This is a genomic window from Sphingorhabdus arenilitoris (genome assembly GCF_042651485.1).
Classification (GTDB): Bacteria; Pseudomonadota; Alphaproteobacteria; order Sphingomonadales; family Sphingomonadaceae; genus Sphingorhabdus_B; species Sphingorhabdus_B arenilitoris.
Window position 1 is genome coordinate 68,897 of the sequence record NZ_JBHSDH010000013.1, and the last position, 21,839, is coordinate 90,735.

The 21,839-nt window shown below is 54.2% G+C and carries 20 protein-coding genes; 8 read left to right on the forward strand and 12 right to left on the reverse strand.

All coding sequences use genetic code 11. The features are described 5' to 3' along the window. The first annotated feature begins 30 nt into the window (after window positions 1-30). Complete coding sequence (locus tag ACFOWX_RS04405; protein ID WP_381421709.1) at window positions 31-2,946, forward strand: M16 family metallopeptidase; 2,916 nt, start codon at window positions 31-33, stop codon at window positions 2,944-2,946. A gap of 134 nt (window positions 2,947-3,080) precedes the next feature. On the opposite strand, the gene hslU is transcribed toward ACFOWX_RS04405, so the two are convergent. From hslU to ACFOWX_RS04425, 4 genes are all read right to left on the reverse strand, one after another. Next, window positions 3,081-4,382 (reverse strand): ATP-dependent protease ATPase subunit HslU, encoded by a 1,302-nt coding sequence (gene hslU, locus ACFOWX_RS04410; protein WP_381421711.1) that lies wholly within the window; start codon window positions 4,380-4,382, stop codon window positions 3,081-3,083. A 24-nt stretch (window positions 4,383-4,406) separates the two neighbouring features. After that, on the reverse strand, window positions 4,407-4,973 hold the full coding sequence (hslV, locus tag ACFOWX_RS04415; RefSeq protein WP_381421712.1) for an ATP-dependent protease subunit HslV: 567 nt from the start codon (window positions 4,971-4,973) through the stop codon (window positions 4,407-4,409). 67 nt (window positions 4,974-5,040) lie between these two features. After that, window positions 5,041-6,048, reverse strand: coding sequence for a UDP-glucose 4-epimerase GalE (gene galE / locus ACFOWX_RS04420; RefSeq protein WP_381421714.1), 1,008 nt, complete (start codon window positions 6,046-6,048; stop codon window positions 5,041-5,043). Window positions 6,049-6,157: 109 nt separating this feature from the next. Beyond that, a complete protein-coding gene (locus tag ACFOWX_RS04425; RefSeq protein WP_381421716.1) occupies window positions 6,158-6,412 on the reverse strand; it encodes a hypothetical protein in 255 nt (84 codons plus the stop codon). A 210-nt stretch (window positions 6,413-6,622) separates the two neighbouring features. Between ACFOWX_RS04425 and ACFOWX_RS04430 the strand changes: the two genes are divergently transcribed. Continuing rightward, window positions 6,623-7,453 carry a carbon-nitrogen hydrolase family protein gene (locus ACFOWX_RS04430; RefSeq protein ID WP_381421718.1) on the forward strand — a complete coding sequence of 277 codons (831 nt, stop codon included), beginning with the start codon at window positions 6,623-6,625 and terminating at the stop codon, window positions 7,451-7,453. On the opposite strand, the gene ACFOWX_RS04435 is transcribed toward ACFOWX_RS04430, so the two are convergent. Next, entirely contained in the window at window positions 7,450-8,370 is a 921-nt protein-coding gene (locus ACFOWX_RS04435) for a DMT family transporter (RefSeq protein WP_381421719.1), read from the reverse strand. The two genes, ACFOWX_RS04430 and ACFOWX_RS04435, sit on opposite strands and share 4 nt — an antisense overlap. A 28-nt stretch (window positions 8,371-8,398) precedes the next feature. Here ACFOWX_RS04435 and ACFOWX_RS04440 point away from each other — a divergent pair, with 28 nt between their 5' ends. Beyond that, entirely contained in the window at window positions 8,399-8,686 is a 288-nt protein-coding gene (locus tag ACFOWX_RS04440) for a hypothetical protein (protein ID WP_381421721.1), read from the forward strand. A gap of 6 nt (window positions 8,687-8,692) precedes the next feature. Here the strand turns inward: ACFOWX_RS04440 and ACFOWX_RS04445 are convergent, their stop codons facing one another. Further along, a complete protein-coding gene (locus tag ACFOWX_RS04445) occupies window positions 8,693-10,210 on the reverse strand; it encodes a CpaF family protein (protein WP_381421723.1) in 1,518 nt (505 codons plus the stop codon). 152 nt (window positions 10,211-10,362) lie between these two features. Here ACFOWX_RS04445 and ACFOWX_RS04450 point away from each other — a divergent pair, with 152 nt between their 5' ends. Next, a complete protein-coding gene (locus tag ACFOWX_RS04450; protein ID WP_381421725.1) occupies window positions 10,363-11,253 on the forward strand; it encodes a DMT family transporter in 891 nt (296 codons plus the stop codon). A 78-nt stretch (window positions 11,254-11,331) separates the two neighbouring features. Here ACFOWX_RS04450 and ACFOWX_RS04455 read toward each other — a convergent pair whose 3' ends face one another. The 6 genes from ACFOWX_RS04455 to ACFOWX_RS04480 all read right to left on the reverse strand — a co-directional run bounded on the left by ACFOWX_RS04455 (window position 11,332) and on the right by ACFOWX_RS04480 (window position 17,065). After that, window positions 11,332-11,589: an ATP synthase F1 subunit epsilon gene (locus ACFOWX_RS04455; protein WP_381421726.1), complete on the reverse strand. Its 258-nt coding sequence runs from the start codon at window positions 11,587-11,589 to the stop codon at window positions 11,332-11,334. Window positions 11,590-11,637: 48 nt separating this feature from the next. After that, window positions 11,638-13,146, reverse strand: coding sequence for a F0F1 ATP synthase subunit beta (gene atpD, locus ACFOWX_RS04460; RefSeq protein WP_381421728.1), 1,509 nt, complete (start codon window positions 13,144-13,146; stop codon window positions 11,638-11,640). Between the two features lie 24 nt (window positions 13,147-13,170). After that, window positions 13,171-14,046 (reverse strand): F0F1 ATP synthase subunit gamma, encoded by an 876-nt coding sequence (locus ACFOWX_RS04465; protein ID WP_381421730.1) that lies wholly within the window; start codon window positions 14,044-14,046, stop codon window positions 13,171-13,173. 40 nt (window positions 14,047-14,086) lie between these two features. Further along, window positions 14,087-15,616 (reverse strand): F0F1 ATP synthase subunit alpha, encoded by a 1,530-nt coding sequence (gene atpA, locus ACFOWX_RS04470; RefSeq protein WP_381421732.1) that lies wholly within the window; start codon window positions 15,614-15,616, stop codon window positions 14,087-14,089. 2 nt (window positions 15,617-15,618) lie between these two features. After that, a complete protein-coding gene (locus ACFOWX_RS04475; protein WP_381421734.1) occupies window positions 15,619-16,173 on the reverse strand; it encodes a F0F1 ATP synthase subunit delta in 555 nt (184 codons plus the stop codon). Window positions 16,174-16,321: 148 nt separating this feature from the next. Beyond that, window positions 16,322-17,065 (reverse strand): sulfite exporter TauE/SafE family protein, encoded by a 744-nt coding sequence (locus ACFOWX_RS04480; protein WP_381421735.1) that lies wholly within the window; start codon window positions 17,063-17,065, stop codon window positions 16,322-16,324. A gap of 219 nt (window positions 17,066-17,284) precedes the next feature. Here ACFOWX_RS04480 and ada point away from each other — a divergent pair, with 219 nt between their 5' ends. The 4 genes from ada to ACFOWX_RS04500 all read left to right on the forward strand — a co-directional run bounded on the left by ada (window position 17,285) and on the right by ACFOWX_RS04500 (window position 21,828). Next, on the forward strand, window positions 17,285-18,313 hold the full coding sequence (gene ada / locus ACFOWX_RS04485; protein ID WP_381421737.1) for a bifunctional DNA-binding transcriptional regulator/O6-methylguanine-DNA methyltransferase Ada: 1,029 nt from the start codon (window positions 17,285-17,287) through the stop codon (window positions 18,311-18,313). Further along, entirely contained in the window at window positions 18,313-19,221 is a 909-nt protein-coding gene (locus ACFOWX_RS04490; RefSeq protein WP_381421739.1) for a CPBP family intramembrane glutamic endopeptidase, read from the forward strand. The genes ada and ACFOWX_RS04490 overlap by 1 nt, the downstream gene beginning before the upstream one ends. Before the next feature lie 379 nt (window positions 19,222-19,600). Next, a complete protein-coding gene (locus tag ACFOWX_RS04495) occupies window positions 19,601-20,242 on the forward strand; it encodes an XrtA/PEP-CTERM system exopolysaccharide export protein (protein WP_381421741.1) in 642 nt (213 codons plus the stop codon). Between the two features lie 53 nt (window positions 20,243-20,295). Next, window positions 20,296-21,828, forward strand: coding sequence for an XrtA system polysaccharide chain length determinant (locus ACFOWX_RS04500; RefSeq protein ID WP_381421742.1), 1,533 nt, complete (start codon window positions 20,296-20,298; stop codon window positions 21,826-21,828). The last annotated feature ends 11 nt before the right edge of the window (window positions 21,829-21,839 follow it).

A 21,839-nucleotide genomic window follows, 5' to 3' on the forward strand; every position in this document is an offset into this window, starting at 1 on the left:
AGAAAGGCGTTTGCCATCATTAAGGTTAATATGAAAAAACCGATTATCTGCCTTCTCCTGCCGCTTGCGGCGCTCCTGTTGCCTGCACCTTTATTTGCGCAATCCTTGACCGATGCCGCGCCTGCCGCAGATGCAGTTTCCGCCAAAGCAGATACAAAGCCCTGGCTGTATGAAGGCAGCGATATTCCGGTTGATGAAAGCTGGACTTTCGGCACGTTGAAAAATGGTCTGCGTTATGCAGTGAAAAATAATGATGTTCCGGCCAAGCAAATGTCGATCCGCGTGCGCATTGATGCAGGCTCGCTCCACGAAAAGGATGATGAGCAAGGCTTTGCCCATTTGATCGAACATTTGGCCTTTCGTGGCTCCACGCATGTGCCTGATGGCGAGGCAAAGCGGATATGGCAGCGTTTCGGCGTCACCTTTGGCAGCGACAGCAACGCTCAAACCACACCGACCCAAACCGTCTATCAACTCGACCTGCCCAATAGCGATGATGCCCGTTTCGAAGAGTCGATGAAAATCCTGTCCGGCATGATCCGCGAGCCGCGCATTTCGGAAACGGCGCTGAATGCTGAACGGGCAATCGTCCTGGCCGAACAGCGGGAAAGCAGCGGCGCAGGACAGGATGCTGCCAATAAATTGCGCGAACATTTATATCAGGGGCAAAGACTTGCCAAGCGGGCGGTAATTGGCACCACGGAAACCCTGCTGTCCGCCGATGCCACACGGTTGGCGGCGTTTCACCAGCGCTGGTACCGGCCAGAAAATACAGTTGTGGTAATCGCAGGCGACGGCGACCCTGCGGTTATGGCATCCATGATTGAAAAATATTATGGCGATTGGCCCAGCGAAGGTATCCCGGCAAAACAGCCTGATTTCGGCAAACCAGCGGCCGGGGAAACCGCCGACCTGTTTATCGAACCGACAATGCCATCATTGGTCACCATGGCGTGGCTGCGCCCATGGACGTTGAAGGATGATACCATTGTCTATAACGAAAGTATTTTGACCGAATATCTGGCAACGGCGATGGTCAACCGGCGATTGGAGCGAGCGGCCCGTGAAGGATCGAGCTTTGTTTTTGCGGGCATTGATACGAATGATTTGGCGCGTTCAGCCGAAACCACGCAAATCGCAATACAGCCCGTTGATGGGCAATGGGAAGCAGCGGTAACCGATGTCCGGGCGATCATTGCCGATGCGCTCGCCACCCCGCCATCGCAAATGGATGTTGACCGGGAAAAACGCGATTTTCTCGATGTGTTCCGGACGCAGGTGCAAAGCTACCGTTTTGAAAGCGCGGCGAAACAGGCAGATTCGATAATCACGGCGGTGGATATTCGCGAAACCGTCGCCGCGCCTCAAACCGTGCTGGATGTGTTTACAGCAATGGATGCAAGGCTGACCCCTAACAATGTTCATGCGGCGCTCAAGCGGCTATTTGCGGCAGATGCGGAACGTGTGTTCCTGACTGCGCCGAAAGCCGACGGCGCCGGGGCGCAGGTGATGAAGGATCGGCTCGCCCGGGCCTTTACCGAAAATGTTGTCGCCAATGCCGATGCCCGTTTGCCCGAAAAAACGCTGACCATCGATGACTTGCCTGCTTTGGGGCCACCCGGAGGGGTTGTTGCCAGCGGAGTGCATCCCCGGCTGCAAATTGAAACGGTGCAATTTGCCAATGGGGTGCGGGCATTGCTTGATCCCAATAAGGCCGAAAATGATCAGATCCGGATGATCGTCCGTTTTGGCAAAGGCTATCAATCCTTTACGGCCAAGGGCGGGGACCTGTTATGGGCCGGGCCGCTGGTTTTGGGCGATAATGGTGTGGGCGAGTTAAGCCGCACCGAAATTGACGAGATTGTCAAAGGCCGCCGTATCAGCCTTGATTTCAGCATCGAAGATAATGCGTTTGAATTTTCGAGCACAACGCGGCCCGATGATCTGGCGGATCAGTTGCGGTTGATCGCGGCGAAGCTGGAGCATCCCGGCTGGCGGCCGGGGCCTGTCACCCGCGCAAAGGCGAGCGCAAAAGCCAATTATGATAGTTTTGAAATGTCGGCCAATTCGGTTCTGCAGCGGGACCTCGAATATCTGATCCGCAGCAAGGACCGCCGCTGGAAATCCCCTAGTCCGGCGGAAATTGACGCATTAACACCGGAAAAATTTGAAGAATTCTGGTCACCATTGCTGAAACAAGGACCTATTGAGGTCATCATATTTGGCGATTTTGATAGGGACAAAGCAGTAGCGGCATTATCCGCAACCCTTGGCGCGATGAAGCCGCGTGAAGATGTGCCGCCTAGCGACACTCAGCTGCAAATGGCGTTTCCGAAAGACAATAAAAAGCCGGTTACCTTAACCCATAAAGGACCGCAGGATCAGGTCGCGGCGCTGATCGCTTGGCCAACAGGCGGCGGGTTGGAGCAGATTTCGGAAAGCCGCGAATTGGATGTTTTAGCCGCAATTTTCAGGGACAGGTTGTTCGAAAAATTCCGCGCCGAACAGGCCGCAAGCTATAGCCCGGACATGGCGAATAATTGGCCCGAAAATTTCCCGGAGGGCGGTTATTTGATGGCCTATACGCAGGTGCGTCCGCAGGATGTCGATAAATTTTACGCCTTTGCGAATGACGTCGCACAGGATTTGATTGACACGCCGATCAGCGATGACGAACTGCAACGGGCTGTCGAACCGATCAAACAATATATTGAACGGGCATCGTCAGGGAATACATTCTGGCTGCAATATCTGAAAGGTGCGGCGTTTGATTCGCGGCGTTTTGACGCGCTTGGCCGGTTATATACCGATTTCAACAACGTGACGCCTGCACGTTTACAGGATCTGGCCAAACGCTATTTCCGGAATGATAAGGCATGGAAGTTGACGGTTCGCCCGGAAAAGATCACGGCCAAGGGGGCAGGCGCGGTGCCTGCGGGACGCTGAAGCACGCCAAACAGTTTGCGATGCTCAGGCGATGATTCAGGATTGACCGATTGCGGCTGTGATATCGCGAGCTACCGCCGGGGGTGATGAGAAATGATAACCGATCACAGCGTCATGCTGAGCGCGCGCAAATATTATAAAATATACTTGGAGAGGTCACTGTCCTTGGCGATGCCCGATAGCTGCTTTTCTACATAGGCTGCATCGACTTTCAACTTCTCACCCTTGCGGTCTTCTGCTTCAAAGCTGACGTCTTCTAGCAATTTTTCCATCACCGTTTGCAACCGGCGCGCACCGATATTTTCGACGCTGTCATTCACGTCGGCGGCAAGCTTTGCAATTGCATCGATGGCGTCGTCGGTGAAGTCCAGCGTCACTTCCTCGGTTGCGAGCAAGGCGGTATATTGCTCCACCAGATTGGCGCGGGTTTCCGACAATATGCGCACAAAATCTGCATGGGTCAGCGCGCGTAATTCCACCCTGATCGGGAGGCGGCCCTGCAATTCGGGCAACATATCTGACGGTTTTGAAACGTGAAAAGCGCCCGATGCAATGAACAGAACATGGTCGGTTTTCATCGGTCCATATTTGGTGGCAACCGTCGTGCCTTCAATCAAGGGCAGCAAATCGCGTTGCACGCCTTCACGGCTGACCGATCCGCCGCGCACGTCACTGACCGCGATTTTGTCTATCTCGTCCAAGAATACGATCCCATTGGCCTCGGCATCGGCAAGGGCAACACGGGCAACATCGTCCTGATCCAGACGCTTTTCCGCTTCTTCCTCAACCAATTTTGCCCAGGCATCGGGCACCTTCATCTTGCGGCGTTTCAGCTTGTCCCCGCCAAAGGCCTTGCCCATCATATCGGACAGGTTAATCATTCCAATATTGCCGCCCATACCGGGAATTTCCATTTGAGCAGTGGGTGTGTCCGCAACTTCGATTTCTATTTCGACGTCGTCCATATGATGTTCGATAATACGTTGGCGGAATGCCTCGCGCGTTGCCTCACTGGCGGTTTCGCCCGCCAAGGGTTTTAACAGCCGTTCCATTGCCGCTTTTTCTGCGGCCTCGCGTACCTGTTCGCGGCGGCGGTCTTTTTCCAGCCGGACGGCTTCTTCGGCCAAGTCGCGGGCTATTTGTTCCACGTCGCGCCCGACATATCCGACCTCGGTAAATTTTGTGGCCTCAATTTTGATAAAGGGTGCATCCGCTAGTTTTGCCAAGCGCCGGCTTATCTCGGTTTTACCGCATCCCGTGGGGCCGATCATCAGGATATTTTTGGGCGTCACTTCGCCGCGCAATTCGGGAGACAGCCGCTGCCTGCGCCAACGGTTTCTCAGCGCTACTGCAACCGCACGTTTAGCGTCGGATTGCCCGATGATATGTTCGTCGAGCGCCGCAACAATGGCTTTTGGCGTAAGGGAGTTATTCATGTCTTTTTCCAATAAGGAGAGGGTTCAGGATACGCTGTCGAGCGTTTCAACCGTTAATTGATCATTGGTATAAACACAGATGTCGGCGGCAACGGCCATGGCCTTTCGCGACAGTTTTTCTGCGTCCTCTTCATATTCCATCAAGGCACGCGCGGCGGATAGGGCGTAATTTCCTCCCGAACCGATGGCGGCAATTCCGTCCAACGGTTCAAGCACATCACCATTACCGGTTAGAATGAGCGTTACTTCCTTATCCGCAACGATCATCATCGCCTCCAGATTGCGCAGATATTTATCGGTGCGCCAATCCTTGGCTAAGTCGACCGCCGCACGCATCAATTGGCCGCGATGCTGTTCCAGCTTTCTCTCCAGCCGGTCAAATAAGGTAAAGGCATCGGCCGTTGCCCCGGCAAATCCGCCAATGACCGACCCGTCATGCAATTGCCGGACCTTTTTCGCGTTGGGTTTCATGACGGTCTGCCCCATTGAAACCTGGCCATCGCCAGCGATGACGACTTTACCATTTTTACGGACGGACATGATGGTGGTGCCGTGCCAAACCGGCGCGGCGTGGTGGGAATTATCGCTCATCCAGCGGATATGGGATCAATTGCCATAAAGCGCAAGGGCAGGGGAAATAGCATGATTGCTGTGCGGGTTAGCGTCGGTCGCTCAGCTGCCTTTCCCATGCCAGCGCGTGGGCAACAATGGTGTCGAGGTCGGCATATTGCGGTTCCCAGCCAAAGCGTTCGATGATGGCGCGATTATCCGATATCAACGCATCGGGGTCGCCTGCGCGGCGGCCTTGCAGGTCGCGGATAATTTTTTGATTCGTCACACGGTCCACTGCGTCCAAAACTTCCAACACGGAAAAACCCCGGCCATACCCGCAATTGAGCGTGTGGCACAGCGCCGGATCTGCAACCAAAGCTTCGAGTGCCTTTACATGTGCCGCCGCCAGGTCGCTGACATGGATATAGTCGCGCACACCTGTGCCATCGGGCGTATCATAATCGGTGCCGAAAACGGCCACTTTGTCCCGTTTGCCCAGTGCCGCTTCAACCGCCACCTTTATCAAATGAGTTGCGCCCGCAGTGGATTGGCCGGTGCGTGCCTGCGGGTCTGCGCCTGCCACGTTAAAGTAACGTAGCGCGCAATAGTTGAAATCATGCGCCGCGGCGACATCGCGCAGCATATATTCGGTCATCAGCTTTGACAGGCCGTAAGGGTTGATTGGTAAAGTTGGGGTATCTTCGCGAACCGGGCTTTCCTCTGGAACGCCATAGGTCGCAGCGGTGGAGGAGAAAATGAAATGCTTTACGCCATTTGTCACTGCCGATTCGATCAACGCCCGGCTTTTCGCGGTATTGTTGTGATAATATTTCAGGGGGTTCTCGACCGATTCGGGGACGATGATCGACCCTGCAAAATGCATGATCGCACCGATATTATGGTCGGCAGTGGTCTTTGCAACTAAATCGGAATCGGCAATATCACCTTCGATAAAGGCAACATCTTCTGGAATCGCCCAGCGGAATCCAGTCGTTAAATTATCGATAACAACCGGCGACCAGCCTGCGTCTTTCAGCGCGAGGACCGCATGACTACCGATATAGCCAGCGCCGCCTGTCACCAAGATTTTGAAACCATTATTAGCCGTTGTCATGACCGACCCCCATTTTGTCTGGATGCTCCAATATGCGAGCAATATATTGTTTTAGGACAAAAAAAAGGCGACCATTTGGCCGCCCTTCTTAAAAAGAATCCAACAACATTCAGCCTGGGCTGGTTGGTGTATCTTCGTTATTGCCAGCAGCAATCACGATGCCAGCAATGATACCTGCGGCAGCCAAGATAGCGAGGATGATCCCCGTGCTGCCTTCCAATTTGCTTTCGTCCTGAGGCGAAGCGCTTGCACGCTCTACTTGATTTGACGCTGCTTTAGCAGCAGGTGCAGCCTGAGCAATCGTAGGTGCAAGCACCAAAGTTGCGGCAGCAACGGCAGCCAAAGAATTTTTACCGAAACGCATCGTTATGCTCCTTATTATTTCGTTGAGTGGGTATCTCTGGCCATGGTTCTACACAAAGGGGCAGACATTTCAACCCTTGGGGAAACATTTTCCACATTTTGTCTTGTTTTTTCGGCTTGTTGCCGATTCGTCACAATTTACTTTCTATCGTTTGCTCCTCTACTATGTTCGGGGCAATCTTGGTTCCTGCAATAATTGAAAAGCAAACAGATGAAAATTGCGGTCCATCAAATGCGGAGCGGTATTCATCCGCAACAAAATATTTCCAAAATGGAAAGTGCCATTGCGTCTGCGGCCGAATCTGGTGCGATGTTCTATTTTGCGCCGGAAATGAGCTGTTTGCTGGACCGCGATCGGCAGCGCGCGAAGCGGCATATTGTCGCTGAGCCAGAATCAGCTGCTATTACAGCACTATGTGACGCCGCACGCAAAGCCGGAATTTGGGCCCATCTGGGTTCAGTCGCAGTGCAATCGGAGGTACATCCGGACAAACTGGCCAATCGCTCGGTGGTAATCAACCCTTTGGGCGGAATTGCCGCACGCTATGATAAGATGCATTTATTCGACGTCGATTTGGCCAGCGGCGAAAGCTGGCGCGAATCATCGGCTTATGGTGCTGGTGATGAAGCGGTCATGGTTGATACCCCCCTTGGGCCTATGGGACTGACCATCTGTTATGATATGCGCTTTCCGCAACTTTACAGCCGTTTGAGCCAAGCCGGCTCTCAGATATTTGCGGTTCCTGCCGCCTTTACCCGTCCCACGGGCCGGGCGCATTGGCATAGCCTGCTGCGGGCGCGGGCGATTGAAAATGCGGCTTTCGTTGTTGCTGCGGCCCAATCTGGTAACCATGATGATGGCCGCGAAACATTTGGCCACTCACTTGTGGTTGATCCTTGGGGAGAGGTTTTGCTGGATATGGGGGATGGTGAGGGCCTTGGCTATGCCGACCTCGATCTTGCGCGCATCGATGCCGTGCGGTCCCAGATACCCGTGCTTATGAACCGCCGCGCGATTCCCGAAAAGGTGAAGCGCTACTAACCCTTAGCAGCTTTTCGCGCCAGAAAATGTTCGCGCCACGCTATGACAATACCGGCGCATATAATGATGGGCGCGCCAACCCATACACCTGGCCCCGGAATGTTGGCGAATATGAAATAGCCAAGCAGCACCGACCATAGCAAGCCGCTATAGTCCATGGTCATCACCGCAGCGACTGGCGCGTGGCGTAAGGCCGCCGTCAATAATATCTGAGCACAGGCACCAGCAAAGCTTAGCCCGGCAAGATAGGTCCAGGCTTCGGCGCTATGTGCCTTAGCGACGAAAAACATGATGAGGCCCAATGGCAGTAAAGAAGACAGGCTGAACCAAAATACAATCGCACCGGTTGTCTCGCTTCGCGTCATGCGTCGCAATTGGATCGACACGCTGGCGGTCAGCAAGGCGCCCGATAAACCAACCAATGCGCCAAACGGCGCGATATCGCTGCCGCCTGGGCGAGTGGCAAATAAGATACCAGCAAACCCAGCCATAACCGCTGCCCAGCGATAGCGCCCTGTTTGTTCGCGCAGCAACAAAGCCGCCAGAACGGTTGCAAATATCGGTGTTGCGAAGCTCAAAGTCGTCGCCTCTGCCATCGGAAGCAAGGTCATCGCCCAAAAGTTAAGCGCCATTGCCGTAAGGCCAAGCGTCATCCGTATCGCATGCAATGAAGGCCTATGTGTTTTGATCGCTGTCAGGTCATTATTCCACCAAAGCCACACTATGACGACCGGCAATCCGGTTAATTGCCGCCAAAAAAGGCTTTCGCCGACATGGACGCCCGCGTCATTGGCCAATTTAACCAGCGCAAACATGATCCCAAGCGCAGCCATCGCGAGCAGCCGCAACATGATGCCGAACAGAATGCGATTATTTGGCCATTCAAGCGGCGGGGTTTGGGGGATGCCCGGTTTCATTTTCCGGCGTTAGGAGAAATTCGCCATATTGAATAGTCAAAGCCTTGAACAATTCGTGCCGCAAGGCCAGATGGTCAGGATCATGGGATCAATATTGGAATATTTGACCGGCTTGTGGAACGATCATTTGTGGATGATCGTCGCCATATTGGCGGCGACAACATCGTTATTCAGCATTTTTGCTGATCGCAGGCGCGTTAAACGTATCAACCTTGAAAAGGTCGGCTTCATGCCGTGGACGGGCATTTCCGTCCTCAGCATTTTTATCACCGTGGCTGCGATCGCCCTAACGATCAAAACCGAATTTGGCGGTTGAAACGCTTTACAGACACGCTTCCAAAAAGGGTTGATCAAAACCGAATTGGCGCGCTTTTTCCAATGTATAAGGGCGCACGCCGCCGGGGACATATTCGCCCGAAATTTTACCGTTATCGTCTTCGCTGCGATATTCGAATTTAAACAGCTCCTGCGTCACGATCACGTCGCCCTCCATCCCGATAACCTCGGTAATGTGGGTCACGCGGCGCGAACCGTCTCGCAGACGCTTAATCTGAACAATTAAATCAACCGATTCGGCAATCTGGCGCGAAATGGCCTCTTTCGGGATTTTAATATCGCCCATCAGGATCATATTTTCCATACGGCCGAGGCATTCGCGCGGGTTGTTGGCGTGAAGCGTACACATGGAACCATCGTGACCTGTGTTCATAGCAGCCAAAAGGTCGAAACATTCCGCGCCGCGAATCTCACCCAGAATGATCCGGTCAGGCCGCATACGAAGGGCGTTTTTCACAAGGTCGCCAATGGTAATCGCGCCCTGTCCTTCAAGGTTTGGAGGACGGGTTTCGAGCGGCAGCCAGTGCGGTTGCTGCAAGCGAAGTTCGGCCGCATCTTCGATCGTCAGCACGCGCTCGCCCGGATCGATCATTTTCGACAGGGCGTTGAGCATGGTGGTTTTACCCGAACCCGTACCGCCGGAAATAACAATATTCATCCGGCACGCCCCCGCAATTTTCAACGCGGTGCACATTTTCTCATCCATCGCGCCCCAATTTTTGAGCATATCGAGCGTGATCGGCTTTTCCGAAAATTTACGAATCGAAATAGCTGTGCCGCGCAAAGAAAGCGGCGGGACAATTACGTTAACGCGGCTGCCGTCTTTCAAACGGGCGTCGGCGAGTGGGGTGGTTTGGTCGACGCGGCGGCCAACCTGGTTCACGATCCGTTGAGCGATTTGAAACAAATGTTCTTCGTCGCGGAACTGGATCGGTGCGAGCTGCAACTTACCGCTTTTTTCAATATAGGTTTGCGCCGGGCCGTTGACCATGATGTCGGAAATTTCGGGATCAGACAGCAATTCTTCGAGCGGTCCAAAACCGAGCAGTTCGTCCACCAGCACTTTTTCAAGCACGAATTGCTCGCGCCGGTTGAGTGTCAGCTTCAGCTCTGCAAGAACTTCCAAAATAATTGGCCGAAATTCTTCGGTCAGCTCTTCCTTATTCAGCGTTGCCGCAGCTTCCGGGTCAACACGTTCGAGCAGGCGAGGGAGAACCTGTTCCTTGATTTTATGAACCGATGCTTCAAAACCTTCGACTTCGGCAGGGGCTTCGTTCAGCGCGGATGCCCGGTCGGCAAGCCGTGACATTGCATCCTGATCTTTGGATGGCACAGGGGTGCCAGGCAATTCAACGGATTCAATTTTGGGAAATTGTTCGCCGCCTGATTTCCCGGCGTTTTCGTCGGTTTCGACTGGCTTTTTAGAACCGCCACCCATGGGCCGTGCCACACCAAAAGACGGACGTGATCCGCCCATGCCAGGTTTCTTGCCAAATGCGCTCACAGCGGGCCGCTCCCATTGTTGGTTAATCTCTAGACCGGACGCTCTAATGTAAAATGGTAAACAAACTCGTAACACTTTCGGCCAAATGCCTATGCTTTGCTGTATGGCTGATCTAAAGCCCCGGAAAGATAATCAGGGTTTCTGTATCCATCATGCTCTCTCGTATCACCAATAGCGGCCTGATTTTGGCGCTTTGCGGCTTTGCTGGCTTGTCGGTCGGCGATGCGATTATCAAATCTATGGCGGGGCATTGGCCGGGAACGGCGATTGCGGCTTTACGCTATACGATAGGTGCCGCTGGACTTGGGCTACTGTTATGGAAGGTGGAGGGAAGGCAGGCATTTCATATACCGATGCCCAAGGCGCAATTGCTACGCGGCTCCATGGTTGCGCTGGCGACTGTATGTTTTTTCAGCGCCATCTTCCTGATGCCGCTTGCCGAAGCAACCGCGATTCAGTTTAGCAGCCCGATGATAACCGCTTTATTATCCGCATTATTTCTGGGCGAACGCGCGACGAAGGCAACCTGGCTGGCCTCAATCATAGCTTTTGCAGGGGTGATCGTTATATTGCGGCCCAATGTTGAGCTTTTGGGCTGGGCGGCGTTTCTGCCGCTGATCGCAGCCTTTGGCATGGCCGGTGTCATGATTGGTAATCGCCAAGTTGCAAGCGCTGGCTCGGCGCTTCAAATGCAGTTCCTGATCGCCGTTATCGCTGCAGTGTTTTTGATTGTCGCCGCGATAGCTGGGCATTTCAGCGGTTTTGAACCGCTGGCCGTTTCATGGCCCGACTGGACGGTTGTTGCCCGCTGCGCTCTGGTCGCGGTGACCGCGTCATTTAGCCACAGCCTTGTGTATATGGGGACTACCAAGGCATCGGCCGCGCAGGTTGCGCCGATGGTTTATGTGCAGATTGTGATGGCGATGGCGCTGGGTATATTATTTTTCGGTAACTGGCCCGACATAACCGCGCTAGGCGGCGCAGGCATCATTATTGCCGCCGGTATATATTTGTGGCGCAGCAAGCGAGTGGGCAGGGGTTAGGTTCTGCCCCTAAGCATTTGAAACACGTGAAGCGCGGCCTCGGCTGGAATCGCTTACCCGCTACCGAGCGATTATCGCTTATCCGACGCTTTCAGCCAAAATAGTCAGGCCCTTGTCGTTGACCTCGGCAAAACCACCGGCGATAGCAATGCGTTCCGGAGCCGCGCCTTCGCTGGCATAGATTTCGACGGCGGCGTCGCTACGGATCGTGCTCATCATGGGGCTATGGCCTTCCAGAACGCCAAAGTCGCCTTCGCTGCCGGGGACGACAACCATATGCACGTCTTCGCTGCGCACGAGCCGTTCGGGGGTTACCAGTTCAAATTTCAATGCCATGACAAATATCCTTTCCCCTCCTGAATTCAGGAGGGGAGGGTTAAGGGATTAAGCCGCCTCAGCAGCCAGTTTTGCGGCTTTGGCAACGGCTTCTTCAATGCCGCCAACCATGTAGAAAGCCGCTTCGGGCAGATGGTCATACTCGCCGTCCACAACCGCCTTGAATGAAGCAACCGTGTCTTCGAGCTGCACGAATTTGCCGGGGATACCGGTGAACACTTCGGCGACATGGAAAGGCTGTGACAAGAAACGCTGAATTTTACGGGCGCGGGCCACGGTCAGCTTATCTTCTTCGGACAATTCATCCATGCCCAGAATAGCGATGATATCTTGCAACGACTTATATTTCTGCAATGTTTCCTGAACGCGGCGGGCGGTGTCATAATGGTCCGCGCCCACAACATCAGCAGTCAACACGCGGCTCGTCGAATCGAGCGGATCCACAGCAGGATAAATGCCCAGTTCGGAAATCGCACGATTCAAAACGGTTGTCGCGTCCAAGTGAGCAAAAGAGGTTGCAGGGGCAGGGTCGGTCAAGTCATCGGCAGGCACGTAAATCGCCTGAACCGAGGTGATCGATCCTTTGTTGGTAGATGTAATGCGTTCCTGCAACGCGCCCATGTCGGTGGCGAGTGTTGGCTGATAACCCACAGCCGACGGAATACGGCCGAGCAAAGCGGACACTTCGGAACCGGCCTGCGTGAAGCGGAAGATATTGTCGACGAAGAACAGAACGTCTTGCCCTTCTTGGTCACGGAAATATTCTGCGATAGTCAGACCCGATAGAGCAACGCGGGCACGCGCACCGGGAGGTTCGTTCATTTGGCCAAAAACCAGCGCCACTTTCGAACCTTCCGAGGTTGCATTGCCGTCTGCATCCTTGGCAATAACGCCTGCGTCTAGGAATTCGTGATAAAGGTCGTTACCTTCGCGGGTCCGCTCACCCACGCCAGCGAATACCGAGGTACCGCCGTGGCCTTTTGCGATATTGTTGATCAATTCCTGAATAAGCACGGTCTTACCAACGCCCGCACCGCCAAAAAGACCAATCTTACCGCCCTTTGCATAAGGCGCGAGCAGGTCAACGACCTTAATACCGGTAACCAGAATTTCGGTTTCGGTAGACTGGTCAACAAAAGCAGGCGCTTCGGCGTGAATAGGCGCTTTTAGCTTGGCATTCACAGGGCCGCGTTCGTCGATAGGCTCACCCACCACATTCATAATACGGCCCAATGTTTCAGGACCAACGGGCACAGAAATCTGCGCGCCGGTTGCCGTCACGGCTTGACCGCGGGTCAGGCCTTCGGTTGAGTCCATCGCAATGGTGCGCACGGTGTTTTCGCCCAGATGCTGTGCCACTTCCAAAACGAGGCGGTTGTCGCCATTTTGGGTTTCCAGCGCTTCCAAAATAGCGGGCAGGCCGCCTTCAAATTGCACGTCAACAACCGCGCCAATCACCTGGCTGATGCGGCCGGCGCCGGCGGATGCGGTCGTTGCGGGGGTTTTTTTGGCAGCTGGCTTTTTCGCGGCTGCGGGTTTTTTCGGGGCGGTTGCCATATCTGTCTTCCTTGCCTTTTTAGCTTAGAGCGCTTCTGCGCCAGAGATAATTTCTACGAGTTCTGTTGTAATTGCCGCCTGACGTTGGCGGTTATATTCGATTGTCAGCTTGTTGATCATGTCGCCTGCATTGCGCGTTGCATTGTCCATGGCGGTCATCGACGCGCCTTGTTCGGATGCTTCGCGTTCGAGCAGCGATCCGAAAATCTGGGTCTTCACATAACGCGGAGCCAAGTCTTCCAGAATTTCTTCCTCGCTAGGTTCATATTCAACAGACGCACCGGCTACGCTGCTGGCTTCGACCTGCGGAGAGGGAACAGGGATCAACTGAACCATGGTCGGATCCTGTGCTAGCGCAGATTTGAACACCGGATAAACGAGGTGAATGACATCAAATTTGCCGCCGTCGAACATAGCAAGCAAATCGTCGGTGATTGCCTCGGCCTGTTCGAAACCCAAATTGCGAACAGCCGACGTATCGAAATGCTTTTCAATCTGCTGACCATAGTCGCGTTTGATTGGCGCCAGACCTTTTTTACCGACAAGGTAAAATTGCACTTGCTTTCCAGCAGCCAAAAGCGCCTTTGCCTGTGACTTTACCTCTTTGACGATGTTGGAGTTCAAACCGCCGCACAGGCCTTTGTCGGTGTTGATGACAACGATTAAATGCCGCTGATCACTGCCGGTTCCAGACAATAGCTTAGGCGCGCTGTCGCCTGACACTTTGCTAGCGATTGAGCCCATCACTCCGGCCAAACGCTCCGCATAGGGGCGCGCAGCTTCCGCAGCTTCCTGCGCCCGGCGTAGCTTTGCCGCAGCGACCATTTTCTTCGCCTTGGTGATCTTCTGGGTCGACTTGACCGAGTTGATCCGGATTTTGAGTGCCTTTAAACTGGCCATCTCTGCTTTCCTTTATCCCGTCCGATAAGACAGGGTGATTTTACGCGAATGTTTTGCCGAAAGCGTCCAAAGCCGCAGCCAGCTTATCCCGAACATCGTCTTCAAACTTTCCTGTGTCGCGGATTGTTTTCAAAATGTCGGCATGGTTGGCACGCAAGTCGGCGAGCATTGCCTCTTCATAGCGAACAACATCGGTCACAGGGATTGAGTCCAAATATCCGCTGGTCCCAGCAAAGATAGATGCGGTTTGCTCTTCGAACGGCATGGGCGAATATTGCTTTTGCTTCAACAGCTCGGTCAAACGCGCGCCGCGATTGAGCAGCTTCTGCGTTGACGCATCTAGGTCCGAACCAAACTGTGCAAAAGCCGCCATTTCGCGATATTGCGCCAGTTCCAGCTTAATCGAGCCGGATACTTTCTTCATCGCTTTTGTCTGTGCCGCCGAACCAACGCGCGACACCGACAGACCGACGTTAATCGCCGGGCGGATACCTTGGAAGAACAGATCGGTCTCCAAGAAAATCTGACCATCGGTGATCGAGATCACGTTGGTTGGAATATAGGCCGAAACGTCGCCCGCTTGCGTTTCAATGATCGGCAATGCGGTCAGCGATCCGCCGCCATTTGCATCGCTCATCTTTGCGGCGCGTTCTAGCAAACGGCTGTGCAGATAGAAAACGTCGCCGGGATAAGCTTCACGGCCCGGAGGACGGCGCAGCAGCAACGACATTTGACGATAGGCCACAGCCTGCTTCGACAAATCGTCGTATACGATACAGGCGTGCATTCCATTGTCGCGGAAATATTCGCCCATGGTTACGCCGGTATAAGGAGCCAGATATTGCAGCGGTGCTGGTTCAGACGCCGTTGCGGCGACAACGATGGAATATTCCATCGCGCCTTTTTCTTCCAGCGCGCGGACAATCTGCGCCACGGTCGAGCGTTTTTGGCCAATAGCAACATAGATGCAATACATCTTCTTGCTCTCGTCATCGCCTGCGTTGACGTTCTTTTGGTTGATGAAGGCATCGATAGCAACGGCGGTCTTACCGGTTTGGCGGTCACCAATGATCAATTCGCGCTGACCACGGCCAACAGGAACCAGAGCGTCTAGCGCCTTGAGGCCGGTTTGCATCGGCTCGCTCACGCCTTGGCGCGGGATGATGCCGGGCGCTTTTACCTCAACGCGGCCGCGCTGGGTTGTTTTCAGGGGGCCTTTGCCGTCAATCGGATTACCGAGGCCATCGACTACGCGGCCCAGCAATTCCTTGCCGACAGGAACGTCAACGATGGTCCCGGTCCGCTTCACAGTGTCCCCTTCGCGGATTTCACTGTCGCTGCCGAAAATAACGGCGCCGACATTGTCCGCTTCCAGGTTCAGCGCCATGCCCTGAATCCCGTTGGAAAATTCGATCATTTCCCCTGCCTGAACATTGTCGAGGCCGTGGATACGGGCGATACCGTCCCCTACGGAGAGAACCGAGCCGGTTTCGGAAACCTTTGCTTCGGTGCCAAAATTGGCGATCTGGTCTTTGATAACCTTGGAAATTTCTGCGGCACGGATATCCATGTTTAGCCTTTCATCGCGGTCGCGAGGGAGTTGAGACGGGTTTTAATACTATTATCGATCAACTGACTGCCGATTTGGACAGTCATGCCGCCCAATATGGCGGGATCGACTTTTGCGTTGATGGCAACGTCGCTGCCAACACGTAATTTCAATTGCTCGGCGAGTTTTTTGCCCTGCGCTGCGGTGAGCGGACGGGCAGTAGTCACCTCAGCGGTTACTTCGCCGCGATCCTGCGCTGCCAGCATTGTAAAAGCATCTGCCACAGCCTTGAGCTGATCCAGGCGGCGATTTTGCGCCAACACACCCAAAGTATTTGCAGTAAGTGCATCCAGCTTCATCGACTTTGCAACTGCGGCGATTGCCGTTTGGGCATCTTTGCGGGACAAAACAGGGTTCGTGGTCAATGCTTTCAGCTCAGCCGATTCGGCAAGTGCAGAGCGCAATTTGGACAGGTCGGATTCGACGCTCGCCACTTTTTTATTCTCATTTGCCAAAGCAAACAAAGCGGCTGCGTAACGCCCACCTAAGCTTGCTGAAATAGCGCCGGAATTTCCCACGTGTGAATGTCCTTAAATCAGACTTTGAATTGATAGTGAATTTGCGGGGCAGTGACGCCCTGTTCATTCGGTCGCCGCGCGCCTAGCATCGGTTGTGCTGCGATGCAAGATAGGGATTGGCAATATCGACCATCCTGAACCTCTTTCATCACGCGATCGCGCGGTAAATCCCATAAATGCTTGTTGCGGTCAAAATAATTCCGACCATGAGCAGTAATGGCTTTGTCGGTATGCGCTTTGCGATAATCGCACCAAAAGGAGCCGCGATAACACCGCCAATAAGCAGACCAATCGCTGGCTGTGTAAAAGCCTCCAGCCCCAAGGTGAGCAAGAAGGTAACGGAAATCGACATGGTCAGGAAAAATTCGACACTGTTGACTGTGCCAATGGTGTGGCGCGGCGATGACCCCTGAATCAGCAGGTTAGAGGTAACCACTGGTCCCCAGCCACCACCGCCTGCAGCGTCAAGGAAGCCGCCCGCCAGACCCAATGGTGCCACATATTTGGGTTCTCTAACCTGCGGCGGCCAGCGCAACGCGCGGTAAATTAAAATCGCACCTATTATGGTTAAATAGGTAAGAACAAAAGGTTTGGCTATTCCGGCGTCGATATTCGACAAGACATATGCGCCAGTGATGCCGCCTGCGATTCCGGGCAGCGCAAGCTTTCTGAACAATTTCCAATCCACGTTGCGGTGATATACGTGGCTGACCCCGGAAACGCCGGTTGTCACGCATTCCACCGCGTGCACGCTCGCGGATGCCAGGGCAGGCGGTACGCCCATGCTTATTAACAAGGTCGTTGAAATAACACCAAATGCCATGCCGAGCGCGCCATCGACAACTTGCGCTGCAAAACCGATCAAGATGAAAATCAGCAAGGCTTCAAACATGTGTGATGCGCCGATCAATGGGTTGTTTGGCGGTTATTCTGCATAGAAACCGTATGGTCAATATAAGTTTGGTTTCTTGCGCTAAACGTAAATTGATAGCCCGCAATCCAATAACGACCAGATAGCTTTTTGGTGAGACGCTGACCCCAATAATGCGGCTTTAATGTTTGAAAGCAAGTTTCGGGATGCAGCAAGTTTTGGGTTCGCTATAAGCGATTTATGACGCAGACTGATCCTGATACCGCTTGGAATGCTGTGCTGCGCCGTGACCGGCAGTTTGACGGGCAATTTGTCACTGGCGTGCTCACTACCGGCATTTATTGCAGGCCAAGCTGCGCCGCGCGGCATCCAGCGCGTGCCAATGTGCGCTTCTTCGCTCATGGAGCGGCGGCGCGCGCGGCGGGTCTGCGGCCTTGCAAACGGTGCCTGCCCGATGATGTGGCGCGCGACGAAGCCGCGGTCAGGCGGGCAGCCGGCTTATTGGGGATGGATCAACCCCCAACCTTAACCGCGCTGGCGCAAATGGTTGGCTATGCGCCGCATCATTTTCACCGGTTATTTAAGCGGCATATAGGCGTAACACCAGCTGCCTATGCTCGGGCGCTGCGCTCTTCACGTGCTCAAAAGGCATTGGACAGCAGTGCCACCGTGACCGGTGCTATATATGATGCTGGCTATTCGGCGCCCAGCCGATTTTACGCCGACGCAAAAGGGAGATTGGGCATGACGCCAAGCGCTTGGAAAAATGGCGGGAAAGATGTGGTGATAAGATACGCGGTTGCAGAAACGTCGCTGGGCTCGATGCTTGTCGCAGCGACGGATAAGGGGATATGCAGATTGTCCTTTGGCGAGGATGAAGAAGAACTGCGCCGCCGTTTCCCCAATGCGGCAATCGAAGTAGGCGGGGCGGCGATGGATAGCTTGGTAAAGGATGCCGTTGCGGCCGCGGAAAATCCGCGCGCTATGCCCGATATACCAATTGACGTTGCGGGCACCGCATTTCAGGAGGCTGTGTGGCAGGAACTGCGCCGTATTCCACCCGGTGAGACGCGCAGCTATGCCGAAATTGCTGCGGCGGTTGGAAACCCCAAAGCCGTTCGTGCGGCGGGCAGCGCCAATGGTGCAAATAATGTCGCGGTGCTAATCCCGTGCCACCGGGTCATCCGCAGCGACGGATCGCCGGGCGGCTATGCCTATGGCTTGGATATAAAGAATGAGCTACTGCGCCGAGAAAGACAGGAGGGATAATGGACGAGGCAGAGCAACCGGCGGTAATTCGCATCTTAAACCATATCATTGCTCATCCTGCATTTTTGATGGTTTTTGGAATTATGACGATCTGGTTGTCGGTCGGGCTAACCGCTTCGGTTTTTTTCGCGCTCAATCCATCGCCAGCGCAGACAGAGGGTTTTGAAAGCGGGCTGGGCGTTGCCGTCGCATTGGTTAGCGCGATGGCTTATTTGCTATTCGTCCTTTTTGTGGAACGAAAACCGCTGACAGATTTTGAGGCGGAGGGGGCCTTGCGCGAATGGGCATGGGGCCTTGCCATTGGCGCAGGCGCGATGACCGCGATTATTGCAGTGATCGCCGCTTTTGGCGGCTATTCGGTGACGGGCAGCAACGGCCTATGGGTGGTGGTTCCGTTATTCGGCATGGCGATGCAATCGGGAATAATGGAGGAAATATTGTTTCGCGGCATTTTATTTCGCTTTGCCGAACAATGGCTGGGCAGCATATTCGCTCTATTCATTTCGGCGTTGCTATTCGGCCTCGTTCATCTCGGCAATCCCAATGCCAGCCTGTTTGCCGGATTGGCGATCGCGATAGAAGCAGGCATATTGCTTGGCGCTGTTTACATGATTACGCGCCGTTTATGGGCGGTGATCGGCTTGCATATGGCGTGGAATGTTACCCAAGGCGGTATATTTGGTATCAAAGTATCCGGCACCGATATTCCCGGATTTTTAATCAGCAAAACGGACGGACCGGCGCTGCTCACCGGCGGCGCATTTGGCGCTGAGGCGTCATTGCCTGCGCTGATTATCGCAACTGCGCTCGGATTATATTTCTTGCGTAAAGCATGGCAGCAGGGCGAATTTGTACATCCAAGCTGGCACCGGTTCAAAACGGGTGCAGCCGCGCCGAATGCCGCATGAGGCCAGTTTTGTCGGTGTAGGACGGCTCATGACGAATAGCTTCAAATAGCGACGAATTGGTTTTTTTTAACTGTCTAACCCTAAACGGGCTTGCGACCTTGCAGTGGTTAATGCTGGTGCGAAAAAAATACAGAGGGCCGTTGCATCTCGATGAAGTAGGGCCGCATTTTCAGTCCGAAAATCGCTCCAAAAAACTGTAAACAAATAGTTGCGCCAATGTCTCATAGAGGGACGCGGTCATTTTTTGCGGCGAAATACAGTTAATACTAACAAGTTGTTCACCTTTTTTCATCATATGAGTGGGTAATCTGTGACCAATGCCTGCGCTGCGTGACTGCGAGCGGGGCAATTTGGGGGCGCGTTGATGAAGGAAGAAAAAATGAATAATGCTCTGAAAACCAAAGCGATACTGGGCGTGAGCGCGGCTGCACTTGCGCTGTCGGGCTGCTCTGGCTTTGGCGGCAATAACCTGCCCGAAGCACCAGTAACGGCATCGCAGGTTCAGCGCGGGAGTGAGGAATATCTGATCGGGCCGCTCGATACGTTGACGATTTTTGTTTGGCGCAATCCTGAACTTGGCGCAAAAGTGCAAGTGCGTCCCGATGGCCGCATCACCACCCCGCTGATTACCGATATGCCCGCAGCGGGCAAAACATCGACGATGCTTGCGCAGGATATTAAACTGCAATTATCGCAATTTATCAACGAACCGATCGTGTCAGTGATCGTCAATGATTTCCAAGGCGGAAGCCAGAATATCCGGATATTGGGCGCGACCGAAAAACCGGCCAGCATCCCATATCGCGCCAATATTACCGTGCTTGACGCGATCATCGCGGTCGGAGGCCTATCCGAATTTGCATCGGGCAACCGGGCCCGCCTGATCCGTGTTAACCGCGCCACAGGGCGGCAGCAGGAATATGCGCTGCGTCTTGGTGACCTGCTGAAGCGCGGGGACAGCCGGGCCAATGTGCAACTGCAACCCGGCGACGTCATCATCATCCCCGAAAGCGCCTTTTGAGCGAGCGATGATAGCGATGACCCACATAAACGACGGAAAGATAAGAAGCTGATATGACAGGTCTTTATGATGAAATCCGGATTGCGATCCATAGTGTCTGGAACAGGCGCTGGCTCGCTTTGGCTATTGCCTGGGGCTTTTGCCTGCTGGGTTGGCTTGGCGTGGCGATGATCCCCAACAGCTATGAATCAGAAGCGCGGGTTCAGGTGCAGACGCAGGAATTTCTGTCAAATAAAGTGGGCATTTCGGCCAATGACCGGGCGCGGAATATCCAACAGTTGGAACAAACGCTGACCTCCTCGACCAATTTGGAAAAGGTCATTCGCGGCACAGAGCTGGGACAAACAGTGGTATCAGACCGCGAAATGGCGGGCAAGGTTGAAGGGTTGCGGGCCAAGATTGAGGTTAAATCTGAACAGGATAATTTCTTTGCCATCACGGTAAAGCAATCGAGCCCTAAACTGGCGCGCGATGTGGTGCAGAAACTGATTGATGTTGCAGAGGAAGACAGCATTGCGGGTGACCGGAAAGAAACCGGACAAACGCTGCGTTTCCTCGAAAAACAAATTCAGGACCGTCAGGTTGCATTGCAGGAAGCCGAAGCCAAGCGGGTGGAATTTGAAACCAAAAACCTTGGTCTGTTGCCCGGCATCGGTTCGGTGTCGCAGCGTCTGGCCTCGGCCCGTGCAGAAATTACACAAATCGATTCGCAGCTGGTGCAAGCACGCAGCGCTTTGGCGGCGTTAAACAGCCAGCTTGCGGGAACTCCGCAAAGCTTGTCGACGCCATCTTTTGGCGGCGGCGGCGCCAGTGCCAGTCCATCGCAAGTGGCGCTGTCGCAGGCTTTGGCCGATTTGGGTGCGATGCGAGCACGCGGCTTAACCGATAACCACCCAGACGTAATTGCGCAAAAAAATCAGGTTGCGAACTTGCGGGCACAAGCAAAAGCATCGCCAAGCACAGGCGGCGGTAGCGGATCGTTTAGCACGCCGAATCCAGCTTATTCTTCTTTGCAAAGCTTGCGGGCGGAACGTCAAGCGTCCGCCACGGCGCTGGCTTCGCGCAAAGCGGCGTTGGAGGGCGAGATTTCGCAGCTGACATCACAGCAAACCGCTGAACCCGGCGTTGCTGCCGAAATGACACGGATCAACCGGGATTATGATGTCCTGAAAAAACAATATGATGATTTGGTGGCGGAGCGTAACAATGTGGCGCTGCGCGGTGATGTGGAAACGCAAACCGATGCGGTTCAGTTCCGGGTGATCAACCGGCCGACCCTGTCCAGCGTCCCTGCCGCGCCCAACCGGCCATTATTGCTGGCGATGGTGCTGTTTGCCGGGATTGGCGCAGGTGCAGGCGCGGCTTTTGCATTGGGCCATTTGCAGACAAGCTTCCCCACGGCAGCAAAGCTGGAGCGGGCAAGCGGCTTGCCCGTCATCGGATCAATTTCGCAAATGTTGAGCAGCGAAGCCCGCGAAGAACGGCGGCGTAAGCTTAAACTATTTTACACAGGTTCGTTCGCACTGGTTGGCGTTTTTGCGCTGCTGCTGGTCGCCGAATTTGTTCAGCGCGGCATCACGGCGTGAGAAGGGCAAAG